This window comes from Leifsonia sp. McL0618, from assembly GCF_049994905.1.
Lineage (GTDB): Bacteria > Actinomycetota > Actinomycetes > Actinomycetales > Microbacteriaceae > Diaminobutyricibacter.
Genome location: NZ_CP188258.1, coordinates 3764718 through 3781751, shown reverse-complemented (window position 1 = coordinate 3781751; position 17034 = coordinate 3764718). Strand labels below are relative to the sequence as shown.

Here is a 17034-nt window from a genome sequence, read left to right as displayed (position 1 = left end):
GGCACCAGACTATGTCCCGCCCGGCGGCCGCAGGAAAGCGTGACGCGATCGCGGGGCCACAGATTTGGGAGGATGGTGTCATGGCACGCGCGCGGATCGGTGACGACGTCGGGTCGGCGGCGGTGATCGCCGCGCTGGCCGACGCATCTGACACCCGGTCGCTGGCGACGGCGGTACGCTACCTGCTGCAGCTGCTCGCCGAGCGGGCGCCCGGGAACACGGTCGAGGTGCGGGTGCCGCCGTACGGTGCCGTCCAGTGCATCCCGGGACCGCGGCACACGCGCGGGACACCGCCGAACGTCGTCGAAATGGATGCTGCCACCTGGCTCGCGCTCGCCACCGGGCGAAGCACCTGGGATGAGGCCGTGGCCGGTGGTGCGGTCCACGCATCCGGGCAGCGTGCGGACCTCGCCGCCCTCGTCCCGCTGCGCGTCGCAGGCGTGGCGTAGCACCGGCGCCCCGTCCGCTCTGCTCCCAGCTTTCATGAGGGAGAATGGACTCATGAGCGAGACCCCCGACGAGCAGACGACGGTCACAGAAGACGTGACAATCAAGCGCTCGCCGCGGTATTTCCGCTTCATGTTCGCCGGCGCGGTCGTGTTCGCACTGATCGCGCTCGGGCTCACGTTCGCTTTTCCTGAGAACCCGACATACAGCCGGGCCCAGGTTTTCGGCTTCCTGCTGATCGCCGCGCTCGCCCTGGGCGTCGGCGTCGGCTCGCTCGTCGCACTCGCGATCGACCGAGCTGCGAACAAGCGGGTGAAGACGGTTCAGGCCGATAGACTCGACGTGCGCGTAACGAGCGACGACACCCACAATCCCATCGAGAGTTAAGGGGTATCCGGTTTGACCGGAGGCGACGGTCTTCTCAGTCACGATCTACTGCCAGGCGAGAAGGGCCCGCAGGATGCCTGCGGCGTATTCGGTGTCTGGGCTCCGGGCGAAGAAGTCGCCAAACTCAGCTATTTCGGTCTCTATGCGCTGCAGCACCGCGGCCAGGAGTCGGCGGGCATCGCGACCAGCGACGGTAAGAAGATCCTCATCTACAAAGACATGGGTCTCGTCTCACAGGTGTTCAACGAGAACTCGCTCAACACCCTCACCGGCCATATCGCCGTCGGTCACACGCGTTACTCCACGACCGGGGCATCCAGCTGGCAGAACGCGCAGCCGACCCTGGGGCGCACGGCCGGCGGCACCGTCGCGCTCGGCCACAACGGCAACCTGACCAACACGGCCGAGCTCCTCCAGCTCGTGCACGAGCGCTACCCGCAGACCGACGGCGAGCTCTCCCGCGGCAACACCACCGACACCGCCGTCGTCACAGCGCTGCTCACCGGCGATCTCGATCACACGCTCGAATCGACCGCCATGGAGGTGCTTCCGCGCCTGCGCGGCGCGTACTGCCTGGTCTTCATGGACGAGACGACCCTCTACGCGGCCCGCGACCCGCAGGGCGTGCGCCCGCTGGTGCTCGGCCGGCTCGAACGCGGATGGGTCGTGGCGTCCGAGACGGCGGCCCTCGACATCGTCGGCGCGAGTTTCGTGCGCGAGATCGAGCCGGGCGAACTGATCTCGGTCGACGAGAACGGGCTGCGCAGCCAGCGTTTCGCCGAAGAGAAGCGCGCAGGGTGCGTCTTCGAGTACGTGTACCTGGCCCGCCCCGACACGACCATCGCCGGGCGCGGCGTGCATGAGGCGCGTGTCGAGATGGGTCGCCGCCTGGCGCGAGAGCACCCGATCGAAGCCGACCTGGTCATCCCGACGCCCGAATCGGGCACGCCCGCCGCGATCGGATACGCCCAGGCGAGCGGAATCCCGTTCGGTCAGGGTCTCGTGAAGAACTCCTACGTTGGCCGCACGTTCATCCAGCCGTCGCAGACCATCCGGCAGCGCGGAATCAAGCTGAAACTCAACCCGCTCAAAGAGGTCATCAAGGGCAAACGCCTCGTCGTGGTCGACGACTCGATCGTGCGCGGCAACACCCAGCGCGCACTCGTGTCGATGCTGCGCGAGGCCGGCGCGGCCGAGGTGCACGTACGCATCTCGAGCCCGCCCATCACGTGGCCGTGCTTCTACGGCATCGACTTCGCGTCGCGTGCCGAACTCATCGCGACCGGTCTCGGCGTCGACGAGGTTCGGCAGTCGATCGGCGCAGACTCGCTCGGGTACCTGTCCGAAGACGGGATGATCGCCGCGACCGAGCAGCCGCGGGACCGCCTGTGCACAGCATGCTTCACCGGCAAGTACCCGATTCCGCTGCCCGACGCACACCACCTCGGCAAGAACCTCCTCGAGCGCACGCCGGTCGACCCCGAGACGGTCGCCGCCGGCGGTTGCGACCCCGGGCCCGATTCGGAATTCGACGTCGTGCTCGACACGTCCGAGCTGCGGGAGCGGGCGCTCGCCCAGTCCGGCCAGCTGCCGTTCGGCGACCCCGGCCGCCAGGAGTAGCCGCGCGGCCGTGCCGCGCTCCGCTTTGCGGCGCCTTTGGCGTCGCCGCTTTTCGGCGCCTTTCGCGTCGCGGCCGCTGCGCGGGGAAGCCGCCTGTGCACAGGTTCTGAACACCTGCACGTGCTGCATCCTGTGCACACGTTCAGAAGGTGTGCACGGGCAACCCGCGGGGCCGGCCGCAGTGATCCGGCCCGGTACTCTTGAAGCGTGACCGAACAGCCCGCATCCGCCACGTCCTCCTACGCCGAAGCCGGCGTTGACACTGCGGCGGGTGACCTCGCCGTCGAGCTGATGAAGTCAGCGGTTTCGCGCACCCACGGCCCCGAGGTGCTCGGAGGCGTAGGCGGGTTCGCCGGGCTCTTCGACGTGTCCGTGCTCAAGGCCTTCACCCACCCGCTGCTCGCGACCTCAACCGACGGGGTCGGCACGAAGGTCGCCATCGCCCAGGCCCTCGACAAACACGACACCATCGGGCAGGACCTCGTCGGCATGGTCGTCGACGACATCGTCGTCGTCGGGGCGAAACCCCTGTTCATGACCGACTACATCGCCTGCGGAAAGGTCGTGCCTTCGCGCATCGCCGACATCGTCGCCGGAATCGCCCGCGCCTGCGCCGAGACCGGCACCGCCCTGGTCGGCGGCGAGACCGCAGAGCACCCGGGACTCCTCGGCCCCGACGACTACGACGTGGCCGGCGCAGCCGTGGGCGCTGTCGAAGCGGATGCTGTGCTCGGCGCCGACCGCGTGCGTGACGGTGACGTCGTGGTCGCCCTCGCCTCCTCAGGTCTCCACTCGAACGGCTTCTCGCTGGTGCGTCACATCCTGTCGAAGCGGGGAATCGGCTTCACCGATCGTTCCGACGAGTTCGAAGGGGTCGTCGGCGAAGTGCTCCTCGAGCCGACCCGCCTGTACACGAGCCCGTTGTTGCGCATCCTCGGCGACCCTGCGCTGGCGGGCGCCGTCCATTCACTGAGCCATGTCACGGGGGGCGGCATCGCCGCCAACCTCGCCCGCGTGCTCCCGCGCGGTTCCTGGGTCGAAGTCGACCGCTCCACCTGGTCGCCGCTGCCGGTGTTCCGCGTACTGAGCGACCTCGCCGGCTCGACTCTCGAGTCCAGCGAGGGAACCTGGAACCTCGGCATCGGCATGTTCGCCGTCGTCGAGGCCGCGTCGGCGGATGCGGTGGCCGCCGCGCTCACGGCCGACGGCATCCCGTCATGGCCGGTTGGGACCATCCACACGTCGGCCCGCGATCTGGCCGGCTTCGAGCAGGGCGCGAAGGGTGTCGACGGCGGGGCCGTGCGCCTCGTCGGCGCGTACGCTGCCTGACTCCCCGCGGGCACCCCGCGCCCCGCCCGTCGAGCACAGGAAGAAGCACGCCAAATCGCCGATTTGGGGTGCTTTTCCCTGTGCTCGACGCCCCCACGCACACGAGCGCGTGACATACGTCACGGGGAGAACCTGACGGATGGGGTGCGCACGACTCCGCGCGCCGCACGATGCTGAAAAGGTGAACACACCAGCCATCCAGCTCACCGACCTGAAGAAGTCGTTCGGACACATCCAGGCGGTCAATGGAGTCAGCCTCACCATCGAACCGGGCGAAGTCGTCGCCCTTCTCGGGCCGAACGGCGCCGGCAAGTCGACGACCATCGACCTGGCACTCGGGCTCGCCCATCCGACAAGCGGAGCCGCCGAGCTCTTCGGCGCGAACCCGCGGTCCGCGATCGAGAGCGGTCGCGTCGGCGCCATGCTGCAGGGCGGCGCACTGCTGCCGACCCTCACCGTCGCGCAGAGCGTCGCACTCGTCGCCAGCGTGCACCGGCATCCGCTGCCCGTCGACGAGGCGCTCGCCCGCGCGCGGTGCACCGAGATCGCGAAGCAGAAAGTCAGCAAGCTGTCCGGCGGCCAGATGCAGCGCGCACGGTTCGCCGTCGCTGTCGTCTCGAACCCCGACCTGCTGTTCCTCGACGAGCCGACCGCGGCAATGGATGTCGAAGCGCGGCGTACGTTCTGGCAGTCCATGCGCGAGTTCACCGACGAGGGCCGCACCGTCGTCTTCGCCACCCACTACCTGGACGAGGCCGACTCGTACGCCGACCGCATCGTCATGCTGAGCGCCGGCCGCGTCGTCGCCGACGGCACCCCCACCGAAGTGAAGGCCGTCGTGTCGGGTCGCCGCATCAGGGCGAACGCCGACTTCGCCTGGAACCCGGACATCGAGCAGGAGTTCACCGGGCTGCCCGGGGTGCGCAGCTTCGAGCATCGAGGCAGCCAGTTCACGCTCGTGAGCGACGACTCGGATGCGACGCTGCGGAGCCTCCTGAGCGCGTACCAGGACATCCACGACATCGAGGTGACGTCGCACACCATGGACGACGCGTTCCTCGCACTCACCGAGGGCCGATCCGAGTTCACCGAGGGTGGACCGGCCGCCGCACACCTGGAAGAGGTCGCATCATGAGCATCGCCTACGTCGGGCTCGAGTCGTTCCGGCAGATCAAGAATGCGCGCTCGATGATCTTCACCCTGGCCGTTCCGCTGGTGATGCTCGTCGCGTTCGGCGGCACCTTCGGTGGGGCAGGCCAGGTGGATGCCGTCACCAAGCTTCCGTGGATCGTCGTGACGACCGTCCAGGTCGCCGGCTACGGCGGAATGATGGCTGCGCTCTCGCAGGCGTTCAACATCGTGACCGAACGATCCATCGGCTGGAACCGTCAGCTGCGCATCACGCCGCTCAGCGGAACCGGCTACCTGGTCTCGAAGATGATCACGGCGATGCTGATGGGCCTCGTCTCGATCATCGTGATCTTCACCGTCTCGGTGCTGCTCTACCACTCGTCCCTGCCGCCGATGAACTGGATGACCGCGGGCCTGGGTCTCTGGATCGGCATCCTCCCGTTCTCGCTCCTCGGCATCCTGATCGGGCAGTTCGCGAAGCCCGAGTACGCGCAGCCGCTCTTCATGGCGGTGTTCATGGGGATGGCCGTGCTGGGTGGGCTGTGGATTCCGCTGCAGATATTCCCGGCCTGGGTCGCGAACGTCGCGCAGGCGGTCCCGTCGTACTGGTTGAATCGCATCGGGCAGATGGGGGCGCACCAGTCGGGCGACATCCTGACGCCTGCTCTGGTGCTCCTCGCCTGGACCCTCGCGCTGGCCGGGTTCATCATCTGGCGGTACCGCCGGGATGCCGCGCGCAGCTGACGCCGGTGCGTACGAGGCCAGGTCGGCCCGGTCTACAGTGATCGGTATGGATCTGGCCTCCCGCACCTCGGCGGAGCGTCCTGCCAGCTGGGACGAATGGTGGGGCAACGCCCGACAGTCCATGACCGACCGGGCGACCCGCGGGTGGTACATCGGAGCCTGCTTCGGCCTGCTCTACCAGGCTCTCACTGTCGTCGCCGTCTGGCTGTCGCCCGGCACCGTTCCGGAGAAGGTCGCAGCGACCGTCCTGCTCGTCGTGTACTGCGGGATCTTCGTCTTCCTCGCACCGATGGTCTGGTGGGCGCCCCTGCGCGACCGCATCATCGCGGTCGCTGCATACTGGGCTCTGTCGTTCGTATTCTTCCCGCTGCTCGGAGGCACGGCATTCTGGCTCTGGGTACTGGTCGCCGTCGTCTCCGCGGCCGTCTTCGAAGAGTTCGTGATCGTCGCGATCTTCACGGCGGTGCTCATCCTGATTCCCCTGATCTACGGCGTGCTCACCGGGTTCACGGACAGTGCTGCGTGGTCGGGCATCATCACCTTCTCGGTGACGTCGATGATGTTCGGGCTGAACCGCCAGATGCGAACCGTGCGTGAGCTGCGCCAGGCGCAGAGCGAGGTTGCGCGCCTCGCCGTGGTCGAGGAGCGCGCGCGGTTCTCCCGCGACATGCACGACGTGCTCGGCCACACCCTGACCGTCGTGACAGTGAAATCGGAGCTCGCGCGCCGGCTCGTCACCCTCGACCCCGAGCGTGCGGAAGCCGAGATCGCCGACATCGAACGGCTCTCGCGCGCCGCGCTGACCGACCTGCGCGCGGCCGTCGCGGGCTACCGCGAGATGAGCCTGTCCACCGAGCTCGCCGCGGCTCACACGGCGCTCGCCGCCGCCGACATCGACGCGCACCTGCCGCGCAACGGTGAGCTCGTGCAGCCGCAGCTGCGCGAGCTGTTCGGCTGGGTGCTGCGCGAAGGGGTGACCAACGTCATCCGTCATTCGGGTGCGTCGAACTGCTGGGTCGAGCTGACCGACGACTCGCTCGTCGTCTCCGACGACGGACGCGGGGCCGGGATGGTCGGCGTCGTCGGTGCGGACGGCGCCCCGATCGCCCAGCGCGCCGGCAACGGTCTGGATGGCCTGGTCGCGCGGGCGAAGGCGGCCGGGGCGCGCGTGATGGCCGGCCCCAGCATCCACGGCGGCTTTCAGCTCAGCGTGCGAAAGGCGGCCGAGTGACCGAACCGATCCGGCTCCTGCTCGCCGACGACCAGGCTCTCGTTCGCGGCGCCCTCGCGGCGCTGCTCGACCTCGAACCCGATCTCACCGTCGTGGTGCAGGTCGGCCGGGGGGACGACGTCGTCGAGGCGGCGCGGCGCTCTGCGGCGGATGTCGCGCTGCTCGACGTGGAGATGCCCGGCCTCGACGGCATCGCCGCTGCTGCCGAGCTCGCGCGCGAGCTTCCGCGGTGCCGGTCGCTCATCGTGACGACCTTCGGGCGTCCCGGCTACCTGCGGCGCGCGATGGAAGCCGGCGCGTCCGGCTTCGTAGTGAAAGACACCCCGTCGGGTCAGCTGGCGGATGCGGTCAGGCGCGTCGCGGCCGGCCTGCGTGTCGTCGACCCGGCCCTCGCCGCCGAGTCCCTGGCATCCGGCAACTCACCGCTCACCCCACGTGAGACCGAAGTGCTGGTGGTGGCGCGTAAAGGCGGGTCGATCGCCGACCTCGCGGGGGAGCTGCACCTGTCGGAAGGGACCGTGCGCAATCACCTGTCGAGCGCCATCGGCAAGACGGGCGCGCGCAACCGCTCGGAGGCCGTCGGGATCGCCGCCGAGAAGGGATGGCTTTGACCGAGTCGGCGTAGCTGCCTCGGAGCTGGCGTCGCGGGATCGCGATGCGATCCTTTCAGCTCCAGCGCTCAGGCCCGCTTGGGCTGGTCTTCTTCTTCGTATGTGTCGGTGCTGCTGTTCCCGTAGCCTTCTGGCTCGTAGTCAGCCCACGCGGCATACTGGTCGTCGTTGTGCGAGTGCCCGGTAAGCTCACGCTCGAGCGCGTCGTAGTTCACGTCAGGGCTGAACGACTTCAGCTCGCGCGCGATCTTGGTGTGCTTTGCTTTTTGACGGCCGCGCCCCATGCGTGACCCCCTTACGATGCCAGGCCGAGTGGGCAATGAGCCACTCGGGCTACCGAACAGGAACAGTGAAAACTAGCGGCTAGTTTAGCATGCAGGGCCCTGTGCGCCCTTGTGTGCCGCACAGGGAATCATGATGGGATGAGGCGTGACCACGAGCAGTAACGAAACCCAGGTGGTGATCGTTGGCGCAGGCCAGGCCGGGCTCGCGGTCGCGTACTACCTGAAGCGTTTCGAGCTTACTCCCGGTGTCGATTTCATCCTCTTCGACCGCGGCCCCGGCACCGGTGGAGCGTGGCAGTTCCGGTGGGATGCGCTGAAGCTCGGCAGTGCACACAAGGTCAACGATCTGCCCGGAATGGCCGAGCTGGGCATCAGCTTCGAGACAGCCGACCGCTCGCTTCCGGCGAAGGACATCGTGGCCGGCTACTACCGCCGCTACGAAGAATTCTTCGAGCTGAACGTGCAGCGCCCGGTCACCGTCACAAGTGTGTTCAACCGCGGCGCCGACCTGGTCGTCGAGCATTCGCTCGGCGAGACCACGACGCGGATGCTCGTCAACGCCACCGGCACGTGGGGCGCGCCCTTTGTGCCCTACTACCCGGGTGTGACGACGTTCAGCGGGCGTCACGTGCACACGAGTTCGTATCTCGCCGCCGACGAGTTCGCCGGCAAACGGGTGGTCGTGGTCGGCGGGGGAACGTCGGCGATCGGCTTTCTGCTCGAACTCGAGACCGTTGCTGCCGAACTGTTCTGGGCGACGCGCCGCCCGGTCGAATTCCGCGACGAATCCGAGCTGACCATCGAGGGTGGGGTTGCCGCCGTTGCGGCACAGGATGCGGCGGCTCGCGCCGGCGAGGCGCTCCCCAGCATCGTCAGCGGAACGGGCGTGCCGCGCACGCGGCGCGTCGCTGCCGGGATCGCGCGGGGGGTGCTGGTGGAACGCCCGATGTTCAGCGCGATCGAGGAGCACGGAGTGCGCTGGCCCGACGGCACCTTCAGCGAAGTGGATGCGATCATTTGGGCGACCGGGTTCCGCCCCGAGTTGCGGCATCTCGCGCCCCTGAGACTCCGCGAGAAGAAGGGCGGCCTGACCGTCGCATCCGGAGCCTCCTGGCAGGATCCGCGCATATTCCTCGCGGGGTATGGACCGCAGGCGAGCACGATCGGCGCCAACCGCGCTGGCCGTGTCATCGCCCGGCAGATCATGGCGCAGCTGTAGGTTCTGCGCGTGCGGAGCCCGTCGCCCGTGCCCACGTTCTGAACGAGCGCCCATGTCGCAGCGCGTGCGCTCGTTCAGAAAGTGTGCAGGAGACGGCTACGAGCGCGTGACGCGACCGTCGGCATCGACGGCGACCGCAAACGTGCGGCCGGCGAAGCGCAGCCCGCTAGCCTCGATGGTCCCGGATGCCGTGAGCGGCGACACGCGCACCTCGCCGGCCTGCGCATCCGCTTCGAGCCCGAGCAGCGTGCCGAGCACAGCGATGGCCGCTGCCGCCGACCAGGCCTGCGGGCGGCAGGCCGCCGGGTAGGGGATGGGTGACGACGTCGTCGCGGTCGAGTCGCCGGAGTGGAGTTCCGGCATGCGGTAGTCGAAGCCGTCGGCCGCACGCAGGAGACCTTCGATCAGCGACTGCGCCTCGGCGGTGAACCCTTCGCGGCCGAGACCGGCGATCGCGATCGCGGTGTCGTGGGTCCACACCGACCCGGCGTGGTAGCTGAGTGGCCAGAACCCGACCGAGTCGGAGGACATCGTGCGCAGGCCGAACCCGGAGTCCAGTTCGGGCGACGCGAGTCGTCGAGCGATGAGGGCGGCCTGGCCGGGCTCGAGGATGCCGGTGCCGAGCAGATGACCGATGTTGCTGGTGACCGTGTCCACGCGTCGCTTCTGCGCGTCGAGGGCGACGGCCGGGTAGGCGCCATCGGGGGAGTCGATCCAGAAGGCTTCGGCGAACCGGGCCTTCAGCGCCGCAGCCCACTCACGCCAGACGTCGCCCGGACGCCCGAAATGTTCGAGGACCGCCGCACCGCCGACCGCGGCCTCGTATGCGTACGCCTGCACCTCGCAGAGCGCGATCGGTCCCTCGGCGAGCGTCCCGTCACGCCACTGGATCGCGTCGCCGGAATCCTTCCAGCCCTGGTTCGCGAGCCCGTGGCCGGTGGTGTCGACGTATTCGAGAAAGCCGTCGCCGTCGCTGTCGCCGTAGTCGCGCATCCACGCCAGCGCAGCCTCGAGGTTCGGCAGCAGTGCCTCGACCTCGGAGTCGGCCATCCCCCATTTCCATGCGTCGTGCACGAGGGTGATCCAGAGGGCCGTCGCGTCGACGGTGCCGTAGTAGAGCGGGGGAAGTGTGATGTTGAGGCCGGGGATGGCCAGGACACCGGGCCGAAGCTCGTGCATGATCTTGCCGGGCTGCTCGGCGGTCTCGGCCACCACACGGGTGCCCTGAAGGTCTGCCAGGACGCGCAATGTCGATGCGGCGAGTTCGGTGCCGAGCGGGAGCAGCATGCGCGCCGCCCAGATGGAATCGCGACCGAACAGGGTGAAGAACCAGGGGGCGCCGGCCGCGAGGAACACGTCGTCGGGGCGGGCGCGCGTGACCATGCGTAGAGCCTGCAGGTCGCCGATCGCCGAGCGCACCCACGACGACAGGCGCGAGTCGCCCGCGTGGACGGTGACGGCATCCCAGTCCGCCGAGCTCTCGGCGCCGGCGACGACCGTCGTCGGATCGGACACTACGAGACGCCACGAGACGGTCGTGCTGCTGCGGGCTGCGACATCGACCGGCCACTCGAGGCGGACGACGACGTCGCCGCGTGGAGCTTCACCCGGGACATCTCCCGACGCACCACCACCGTCGCGGTAGGTGAGCGTCACCCGGGCATCCGGTGCTTCGAGTCGCGCTCCGACCTCGCCCGAACCGAACCGGACGACGGCGCCGTCCTGTTCCGCCGTGGCCGCGAACTCGCTGCCACGGCGACCGGACTTGACGACCTGCATCGGGGTGAAATCGGCCCGCAGCACGACCGCGATGGTCGTCTGGACAGGATGGGCAAGAGCGTTCACGAGGGTGATCGACTCATCGAGCGAGTCGGTTCCGACAGTGCGGCGACGCTCGACGCGAATGCGAGGGTCGGCTGTCTCGTCGTCGACGCCGCGGGGGAGTGCGGTGAAGACCGTGGTGGTTGCATCCACCGTCGACGTCGCGATGTGTTCGGGAGCGGCGCCGGCGACCGTGAGGCGGAGTTCGTCGAGCACCCGCAGGTCGGAATGGTAAAAGCCCTGGATGCCGTGCGCGCGAATGTCTCCGTTCGGTTCCGACCAGGCCTGGCTCGGTGTGGCCAGCAGTACGACGCTGTCGTGCAGGAGCGGTTGGTGGGGCTGGGTCATGGTGGTGGTCACGCCTCCTCGGCGATGGTGGCGGTCATTCCTTCACCGCGCCGTCACTGGTATCCATGATCGCCCCGCCGCACCTGAGCGGACGAATCTCGCCCGTGCACACTTTCTGAACTCGTGCACAGGTTGCAGCGTGTGCACGAGTTCAGAACCTGTGCAGGCACCGGGCCGCCCGGTCAGCGTTTCGCGCGCGCCGGCCGCTTCGGTTTCTGCTGAGTGGCCGGCGACTTGGCTGCCGTGCCTGACGACTTCGCGGCAGTGCCCGACGACTTCGCGGCCTCCGCACTCTTCTTCGCTGCCGTCTTGGCCGCGGCAGCACTGCTTTTCGCCGCAGCGTTCGCGGCAGCCTTCGCCGCCGCGGATTCCGCCGCTGCCGACGTGATACCGCGCGCGGGTCCACCGGTCGACGCCGGTTCGAGGGGCCGCCGGGCGATCGGGCGAACCGGCTCGCCGCGGCGATCCTGGCCGGGCAGTGGCCGCGAACGGCGCCCGTAGATCAGCGACGACGAGTCGAGCAGCCACGGCACGAGCGCCACCGTGACGCCGTGGCACAGCATCAGTTGCTGGCGGATGCGGCGGGCACGGTGGTTGTGGAGCATGTTCTCCCACCAGTGGCCGACGATGTACTGCGGAAGGTAGACCGTCACGACTTCGGAGCCGTGCTCCTCGCGCCGGTGCTTGAGGTATTTGATGAGCGGCACGCCGAAATCGCGGTACGGCGACTCGATGATCGTCAGCGGCACATGGATGTTCTGCTCGATCCACTGCTGCTGCAGTTTTGCTGTGGCGTCGTCGTCGATCGACACGTGCACCGCCTCGATCGAGTCGTGGCGGGCGGCGATCGCGTAGTCGAGGGCTTTCAGGCCCGGCTTCTGCATCTTGCCGATGAGCACGATGGCGTGGTCGCCGTTGCTTCCGAACGTCGTGACCGGGTCGACCTCGACCTCTTTCTCGACGTCACGGTAATAGCGGTTCACCCCGAGCATGAGCGTGAACAGGATCGGCATGAAGATGAACACCAGGTACGCGCCGTGTGTGAACTTCGTGATCGTGACGACGATGAGCACCACGGCGGTGAGCAGTGCGCCGAAAGCGTTGATCGAGAGGCTCCGGATGACGCTGCCGCGCTCCGTGGTCCCGTTGCGCAGCAGGGTGATCCAGTGCTTCACCATGCCGGTCTGGCCGAGGGTGAACGAGACGAATACGCCGATGATGTACAGCTGGATGAGCTGCGTCAGGTTCGCCTGGTAGACGACCAGCAGAACGGTGGCTGCGAGGGCCAGCAGGATCATGCCGTTCGAGTAGACGAGGCGGTCGCCGCGGGTGTTGAGCGACTTGGGAGCGTAGGAGTCCTTCGCAAGAACCGATCCCAGCAGCGGGAAGCCGTTGAACGCCGTGTTCGCCGCCAGAAGCAGGACGACCGCGGTCGCCGCCTGCACGACGAAGAACAGCAGGGAGTTGTTGCCGAAGGTGGCGGATGCGATCTGTGCGATCAGGGACCGTTGCGGCTCGGTCGCGCACTGGGCCCAGCCTTGCAGGTCGCAGGGGTTCTCGGCGTAGTGCACCCCGCTGATGAGCGCGACCGCGGTGAGCCCGGCGAAAAGCACGATGGCGATCCCGCCCATGAGGCCGAGCGTGCGGCGGGCGTTCCTGATCTTGGGGGTGCGGAAAGCCGGGACGCCGTTGGCGACGGCTTCGACTCCGGTGAGGGCACTACATCCGCTCGAGAATGCGCGCAGCAGCAGCAGGATGGTCGCGGCCTGCGTGAGGCTGGCCGCTTTGACGCCGTAGGCTGCCGATTCGGCGACCGGCGGATGACCGAGGAACGTCTGGATGAGCCCGGTCACGATCATGAGGAAGATGCTTGCGATGAAGACGTAGGTCGGGATCGCGAAGGCCTTGCTGGACTCCCGCACGCCCCGCAGGTTGACCGCGGCGATGACGACGACGAACGCGACCGCGATCTCGACGCGGAATTCGCTGAGGAACGGCAGCGCGGAGATGATGTTGTCCACGCCGCTGGCCACCGACACCGCGACGGTGAGCACGTAGTCGACGAGCAGGGCGGATGCGACGACCAGGCCCGCCTTCTCGCCCAGGTTCTTGTGGGCGACCTCGTAGTCACCACCGCCCGACGGGTACGCCTTGACGAGCTGACGGTACGAAGCGACGACTGTGATGAGGAGCACGACGACGGCGAGTGCGACCCACGGCGCGAAGCTCAGGAACGCGAGCCCGCCGAGCAGCAGGATCATCAGGAGTTCCTGCGGAGCGTACGCCACGGACGAGAGTGCGTCGCTGGCGAAGATGGGTAGGGCGAGGTGCTTCGGGAGTAGCTGTCCTTCGAGTTTTTCACTCGGAAGCGGGTCGCCGATCAACCACCGCTTCGGGGATTTCCCCTCAATTGTCACGAGGGTCGAGAATACTCGCTGCTAATCCACTGTCAAGTCGGCGCGTCGCCGCCCCCTATTGTTGCGCTGCTGCAATGACTTGATTCAGCGAGCCGCGTAGGCGTTCCAGCTCATCCAGCTGCATACCCAGTCTCTCGACGATGCGGGGTGGGATGGTCTCGGCGCGGGTGCGCAACGCCACCCCGGCATCCGTCAGCGTGGTCTCGAGGACGCGCTCGTCCGCGTCGCTTCGACGCCGCTTCACATACCCGATCGCCTCGAGCCGCTTGAGCAGGGGCGAGAGTGTCGCCGGCTCCAGTTGCAGTGCGGCTCCCAGGTCTTTGACCGATCGCGGGCTGCGGTCCCACAGCGCGAGCATCACGAGGTATTGCGGATGCGTGAGCCCGAGCGGCTCGAGCAGCGGCCGGTACACCGCGTTCACGCTGCGAGACGCGACCGCGAGGGCGAAGCACACCTGGTTTTCGAGTTTGAGCAGGTTCACCGGTTCGGTCTGGACGGGCATGGGCCCAGTCTATCCATTTAATTAGTACACTAATGATTGTGACACGAAATGATTTCGGAGAACGGCGCCCACACGAAGGCTTCTTCAACAAGCTCAACCGCGTGCTCTTCCCCTGGCTCGGGCCGCCGCCGCTCGGTCCGTACGACGAGCCGGCCGTCGAGGCCGCGCCGCCGCGGTGCCCGCTGTGCGGCAAGCCGATGGCCGACCACGAGATCGACCGCTCAGGCATCAAGACGCAGCTGTACTGCCCCTGACGCGCTCGGCCTGACGCGGGATTCACAGCGAGATCGGAGAGCACGCGCGTACCGTCGAGATATGGCAAGCACCACCGGCCATACCGGAAGACAGCAGTTCGCGGCCCGCGCCGCGGAGTGGCTGGACGGCAAGCTGGTCCCCGTTCTGGGACCCCCACCGCTCGGCCCCTACGGCGCGGACGACCCGCAGCCCGCAGCGCACACGATGTGCCCCATCTGCGGTGAGTCGCTGGCCCAGCACCGGCTCGAGCGCGACGGAGAGCACTCGTACCTGCACTGCCCACACTCGGCGACTGTGTTCGAAACCGGCAGGGCGGCGTAGGCCACCGCCCACAGCCACGACCGACGTGTCTCGAGCCGGCCGCGCTGCCTGACTTGCGCCCAAGTCGACGTCGAGCACAGGAAAAAGCACCTCAAATCGCGATTTGGAGGTGCTTTTTCAAGTGCTCGCGGCCGCGGCCGCGGACCGCGCGGGTCAGCTGGGGGTCAGCCTCTCGAGGATGCTCGCGCGCACGCGGGCGAGCTCGAGGCGCAGCTGGGGGATGACCGACTCCGGCAAGCCTCCGCGCGCAGCCCGTGAGCGCAGGTCGGTCCTCAGCTGCTGCCGGAACTCGTTCAGGATGGCCTCGGCCTCGCGGACAGCCGCGTTCGCGGCCTGACGGGCATCGAACTGCACGTCGACGGGTCGCTTGCTGCGCTTCGCATCGCGTGCGGCCGACGCCAGGTCGGCACGCAGGCTCCGCATGGCTTCGTTCACGCCGGCGCGCACTTCGTCGGCGAGGCGCCGCACAGAGTCGGTCACCTCATCCTCGATCGCATCCAGCTCGCCTTCGCGGGCCTCGAGTTCGGCGCGGCCGGCATCCGTGATCGAGTAGACCGTCTTGCGGCCTTCCGTGGTCTTGGTCACCAGGCCTTCTTCTTCGAGTTTCGCCAGGCGGGGGTAGATGGTGCCGGCGCTCGGGCTGTACGTGCCGCCGAAGCGTTCGCTGAGCGCCTGGATGAGGTCGTAGCCGTGCTTCGGGGACTCGGCGAGCAGGCTGAGCAGGTAGAGGCGCAGGCTGCCGTGGGCGAAGACCGGAGTCATGCGCTCGCTCCGCTCGTTCCTGCCGTCCGCGGAGCATCCTCGTCGGTTTCGCTCCGGAAGACCGAGACGTCGCCGGAGACCGAGTTGACTGTGATGTCGACCCAGGTTCCGTCGAGGGTGCCGGTCGTTCCCGAGAACCCTTTGCCGGCGGGGCCGTGCAGCACGGCGCTGTCGAGCTGCATGCGGCCGGACACGGTGTTGATGCGGTAGCGCGCGCCGACCGCCTGCGGGATGCGCACGGTCAGGTCGCCGGAGACGGTGTTGGCGTTGATCTCGTCGGGGGTTCCGGTGATGTCGAGGAGCACGTTGCCCGAGACGCCGTCGGAGCTGAACTTCGAGATGGCCCCGGTGGCCGTGACGTCGCCCGAGACGGTGTGCGCGGAGATCTTGCCGGTGTGGTTGCGCACGGAGAGTTCGCCGTTGACCCCGTTGAGTTCAAGGTCGCCGGTGAGGCCGTCGACGACGAGGTCGCCGGAGACGGTGCTCAGCCGGGCATCGGTGACGAGCCCGGAGACGAGCGCGTTGGCCGAGACGATGCCGAATTTGAGCGCGACGTCGCGGGGGACCAGCACACTTACGTCAGCCTTGGCGTTGCTGCGGAGCGACTTGAAGACCTCGATGAAGTTGTCCCAGCGCAATTGCGGGTGGTCGATTTCGAGGCGGTCGCCTTCGACGCTGATCTTGAGGTCGCGGCCCGAGATGGAGTGCACCTCGACGCGCGCGCCCGGCTCGTCGTGGCCGATGATGTCGATCTGCCCTCCGACGAAGCTGACTTTGAGGCTTCGCACCAGGTCGATGTCGATGACCTTGGTCTCGCCCGGCTGGATGAGCCACTTGTCCATTGCCATGTGTTCTGCTCCCTGCTTCTTGCTTCTGTTCGGCGCCCGATGCGCTGCATTTCTCGGTGAGTCACGATATATCGCGTTGTTGACGAGATTCACGATATATCGCGTCGGCGAGGATCGCAACCCCTGGTCGCAGAATTCAGGGGATACGCGGCTGAACCGTGCGCATCCGGCGCGTTCCCTGAAGCCACGGGTGCAGCCTCCGCGTGACGAAAGGCAGCAGCAGGTACGTCATGATCGGCGTCAGGATGAGCGTCGTCATCAGCACCGTCGCCAGCGGCCAGAGCTGGTGCCAGCCCGGAACCAACGTGGTGACCAGGTAGGTGAACGCGAGGTTCAGCGGAAAGAACCCGAGCCAGATCGCCACCGCCTGCTTCCAGCGCGGCGGGGCCGCGGCGACGCCGGGCTGCGGCTGGTCGAACCATCCCTCGATGCCCGTGCGCTTCTCGACCCGCGCGACCTCGACCAGTTCGCGGCCCTCGAAGAGCCAGTCGGCGCGGTCGTCGGATGCTTCCCACGCCTCGAGCGTGCGCGCATCCGCGAACCGGTACAGCATGTGCCATTCGTCGGAATCGCCGGAGGCGCGAACCCAGCCGGAGCCGAGGAAGCCTTCGCACGAGTTGGCGAGATTGACGCCGGCCTGCACCCAGTGGGTGACCTCGCCGATGCGGCCGGGGTCGACGCGGCGGGTGATGGCGACGGTGACGGGGATGAGGCGCTGCGCTCGTGGCGCGTCGGGGCGGGGCTCTTGTGGAGTCAT

Annotated in this window: 18 protein-coding genes; 11 read left to right on the top strand and 7 right to left on the bottom strand. The window is 67.9% G+C overall.

Features of this window, described 5'->3' with window-relative positions:
* The first annotated feature begins 80 nt into the window (after positions 1–80).
* The 8 genes from ACPPVQ_RS18185 to ACPPVQ_RS18150 all read left to right on the top strand — a co-directional run bounded on the left by ACPPVQ_RS18185 (position 81) and on the right by ACPPVQ_RS18150 (position 7500).
* Entirely contained in the window at positions 81–449 is a 369-nt protein-coding gene (locus tag ACPPVQ_RS18185) for a sterol carrier family protein (RefSeq protein WP_426516530.1), read from the top strand.
* A gap of 52 nt (positions 450–501) precedes the next feature.
* On the top strand, positions 502–834 hold the full coding sequence (locus ACPPVQ_RS18180; RefSeq protein ID WP_426516529.1) for a hypothetical protein: 333 nt from the start codon (positions 502–504) through the stop codon (positions 832–834).
* A 12-nt stretch (positions 835–846) separates the two neighbouring features.
* Positions 847–2454, top strand: coding sequence for an amidophosphoribosyltransferase (gene purF, locus ACPPVQ_RS18175; RefSeq protein ID WP_426516528.1), 1608 nt, complete (start codon positions 847–849; stop codon positions 2452–2454).
* Positions 2455–2661: 207 nt separating this feature from the next.
* Positions 2662–3783 (top strand): phosphoribosylformylglycinamidine cyclo-ligase, encoded by a 1122-nt coding sequence (gene purM, locus ACPPVQ_RS18170; RefSeq protein ID WP_426516527.1) that lies wholly within the window; start codon positions 2662–2664, stop codon positions 3781–3783.
* Positions 3784–3964: 181 nt separating this feature from the next.
* Positions 3965–4918, top strand: a complete 954-nt coding sequence (locus ACPPVQ_RS18165; protein WP_426516526.1) for an ABC transporter ATP-binding protein — start codon at positions 3965–3967, stop codon at positions 4916–4918.
* Positions 4915–5658 (top strand): ABC transporter permease, encoded by a 744-nt coding sequence (locus tag ACPPVQ_RS18160; protein WP_426516525.1) that lies wholly within the window; start codon positions 4915–4917, stop codon positions 5656–5658. The genes ACPPVQ_RS18165 and ACPPVQ_RS18160 overlap by 4 nt, the downstream gene beginning before the upstream one ends.
* A 46-nt stretch (positions 5659–5704) precedes the next feature.
* Complete coding sequence (locus tag ACPPVQ_RS18155) at positions 5705–6889, top strand: sensor histidine kinase (RefSeq protein WP_426516524.1); 1185 nt, start codon at positions 5705–5707, stop codon at positions 6887–6889.
* Positions 6886–7500: a response regulator gene (locus ACPPVQ_RS18150; RefSeq protein ID WP_426516523.1), complete on the top strand. Its 615-nt coding sequence runs from the start codon at positions 6886–6888 to the stop codon at positions 7498–7500. The genes ACPPVQ_RS18155 and ACPPVQ_RS18150 overlap by 4 nt, the downstream gene beginning before the upstream one ends.
* Before the next feature lie 68 nt (positions 7501–7568).
* On the opposite strand, the gene ACPPVQ_RS18145 is transcribed toward ACPPVQ_RS18150, so the two are convergent.
* Positions 7569–7784 carry a DUF3073 domain-containing protein gene (locus ACPPVQ_RS18145; RefSeq protein ID WP_426516522.1) on the bottom strand — a complete coding sequence of 72 codons (216 nt, stop codon included), beginning with the start codon at positions 7782–7784 and terminating at the stop codon, positions 7569–7571.
* 145 nt (positions 7785–7929) lie between these two features.
* On the opposite strand from ACPPVQ_RS18145, the gene ACPPVQ_RS18140 reads away from it, so the two are divergent.
* Positions 7930–9003: an NAD(P)-binding domain-containing protein gene (locus ACPPVQ_RS18140; RefSeq protein WP_426516521.1), complete on the top strand. Its 1074-nt coding sequence runs from the start codon at positions 7930–7932 to the stop codon at positions 9001–9003.
* A 96-nt stretch (positions 9004–9099) separates the two neighbouring features.
* Here the strand turns inward: ACPPVQ_RS18140 and ACPPVQ_RS18135 are convergent, their stop codons facing one another.
* The 3 genes from ACPPVQ_RS18135 to ACPPVQ_RS18125 form a co-directional block, all read right to left on the bottom strand.
* Positions 9100–11184 carry a glycogen debranching N-terminal domain-containing protein gene (locus ACPPVQ_RS18135; RefSeq protein WP_426516520.1) on the bottom strand — a complete coding sequence of 695 codons (2085 nt, stop codon included), beginning with the start codon at positions 11182–11184 and terminating at the stop codon, positions 9100–9102.
* A 170-nt stretch (positions 11185–11354) separates the two neighbouring features.
* On the bottom strand, positions 11355–13556 hold the full coding sequence (locus ACPPVQ_RS18130) for an APC family permease (RefSeq protein WP_426521317.1): 2202 nt from the start codon (positions 13554–13556) through the stop codon (positions 11355–11357).
* An 88-nt stretch (positions 13557–13644) separates the two neighbouring features.
* Positions 13645–14091, bottom strand: coding sequence for a MarR family winged helix-turn-helix transcriptional regulator (locus ACPPVQ_RS18125; RefSeq protein WP_426516519.1), 447 nt, complete (start codon positions 14089–14091; stop codon positions 13645–13647).
* 38 nt (positions 14092–14129) lie between these two features.
* Between ACPPVQ_RS18125 and ACPPVQ_RS18120 the strand changes: the two genes are divergently transcribed.
* Both ACPPVQ_RS18120 and ACPPVQ_RS18115 read left to right on the top strand, forming a co-directional pair.
* Positions 14130–14345, top strand: a complete 216-nt coding sequence (locus ACPPVQ_RS18120) for a hypothetical protein (RefSeq protein WP_426516518.1) — start codon at positions 14130–14132, stop codon at positions 14343–14345.
* A gap of 61 nt (positions 14346–14406) precedes the next feature.
* Positions 14407–14667 carry a hypothetical protein gene (locus ACPPVQ_RS18115; RefSeq protein ID WP_426516517.1) on the top strand — a complete coding sequence of 87 codons (261 nt, stop codon included), beginning with the start codon at positions 14407–14409 and terminating at the stop codon, positions 14665–14667.
* A gap of 153 nt (positions 14668–14820) precedes the next feature.
* On the opposite strand, the gene ACPPVQ_RS18110 is transcribed toward ACPPVQ_RS18115, so the two are convergent.
* The 3 genes from ACPPVQ_RS18110 to ACPPVQ_RS18100 form a co-directional block, all read right to left on the bottom strand.
* Positions 14821–15429, bottom strand: coding sequence for a helix-turn-helix transcriptional regulator (locus tag ACPPVQ_RS18110; RefSeq protein WP_426516516.1), 609 nt, complete (start codon positions 15427–15429; stop codon positions 14821–14823).
* Positions 15426–16277 (bottom strand): DUF4097 family beta strand repeat-containing protein, encoded by an 852-nt coding sequence (locus ACPPVQ_RS18105; protein ID WP_426516515.1) that lies wholly within the window; start codon positions 16275–16277, stop codon positions 15426–15428. Before ACPPVQ_RS18105 ends, ACPPVQ_RS18110 begins: the two co-directional genes overlap by 4 nt.
* A gap of 136 nt (positions 16278–16413) precedes the next feature.
* The gene (locus ACPPVQ_RS18100; protein WP_426516514.1) at positions 16414–17034 is read right to left on the bottom strand and encodes an antibiotic biosynthesis monooxygenase; all 621 of its coding nucleotides are present in this window, start codon (positions 17032–17034) and stop codon (positions 16414–16416) included.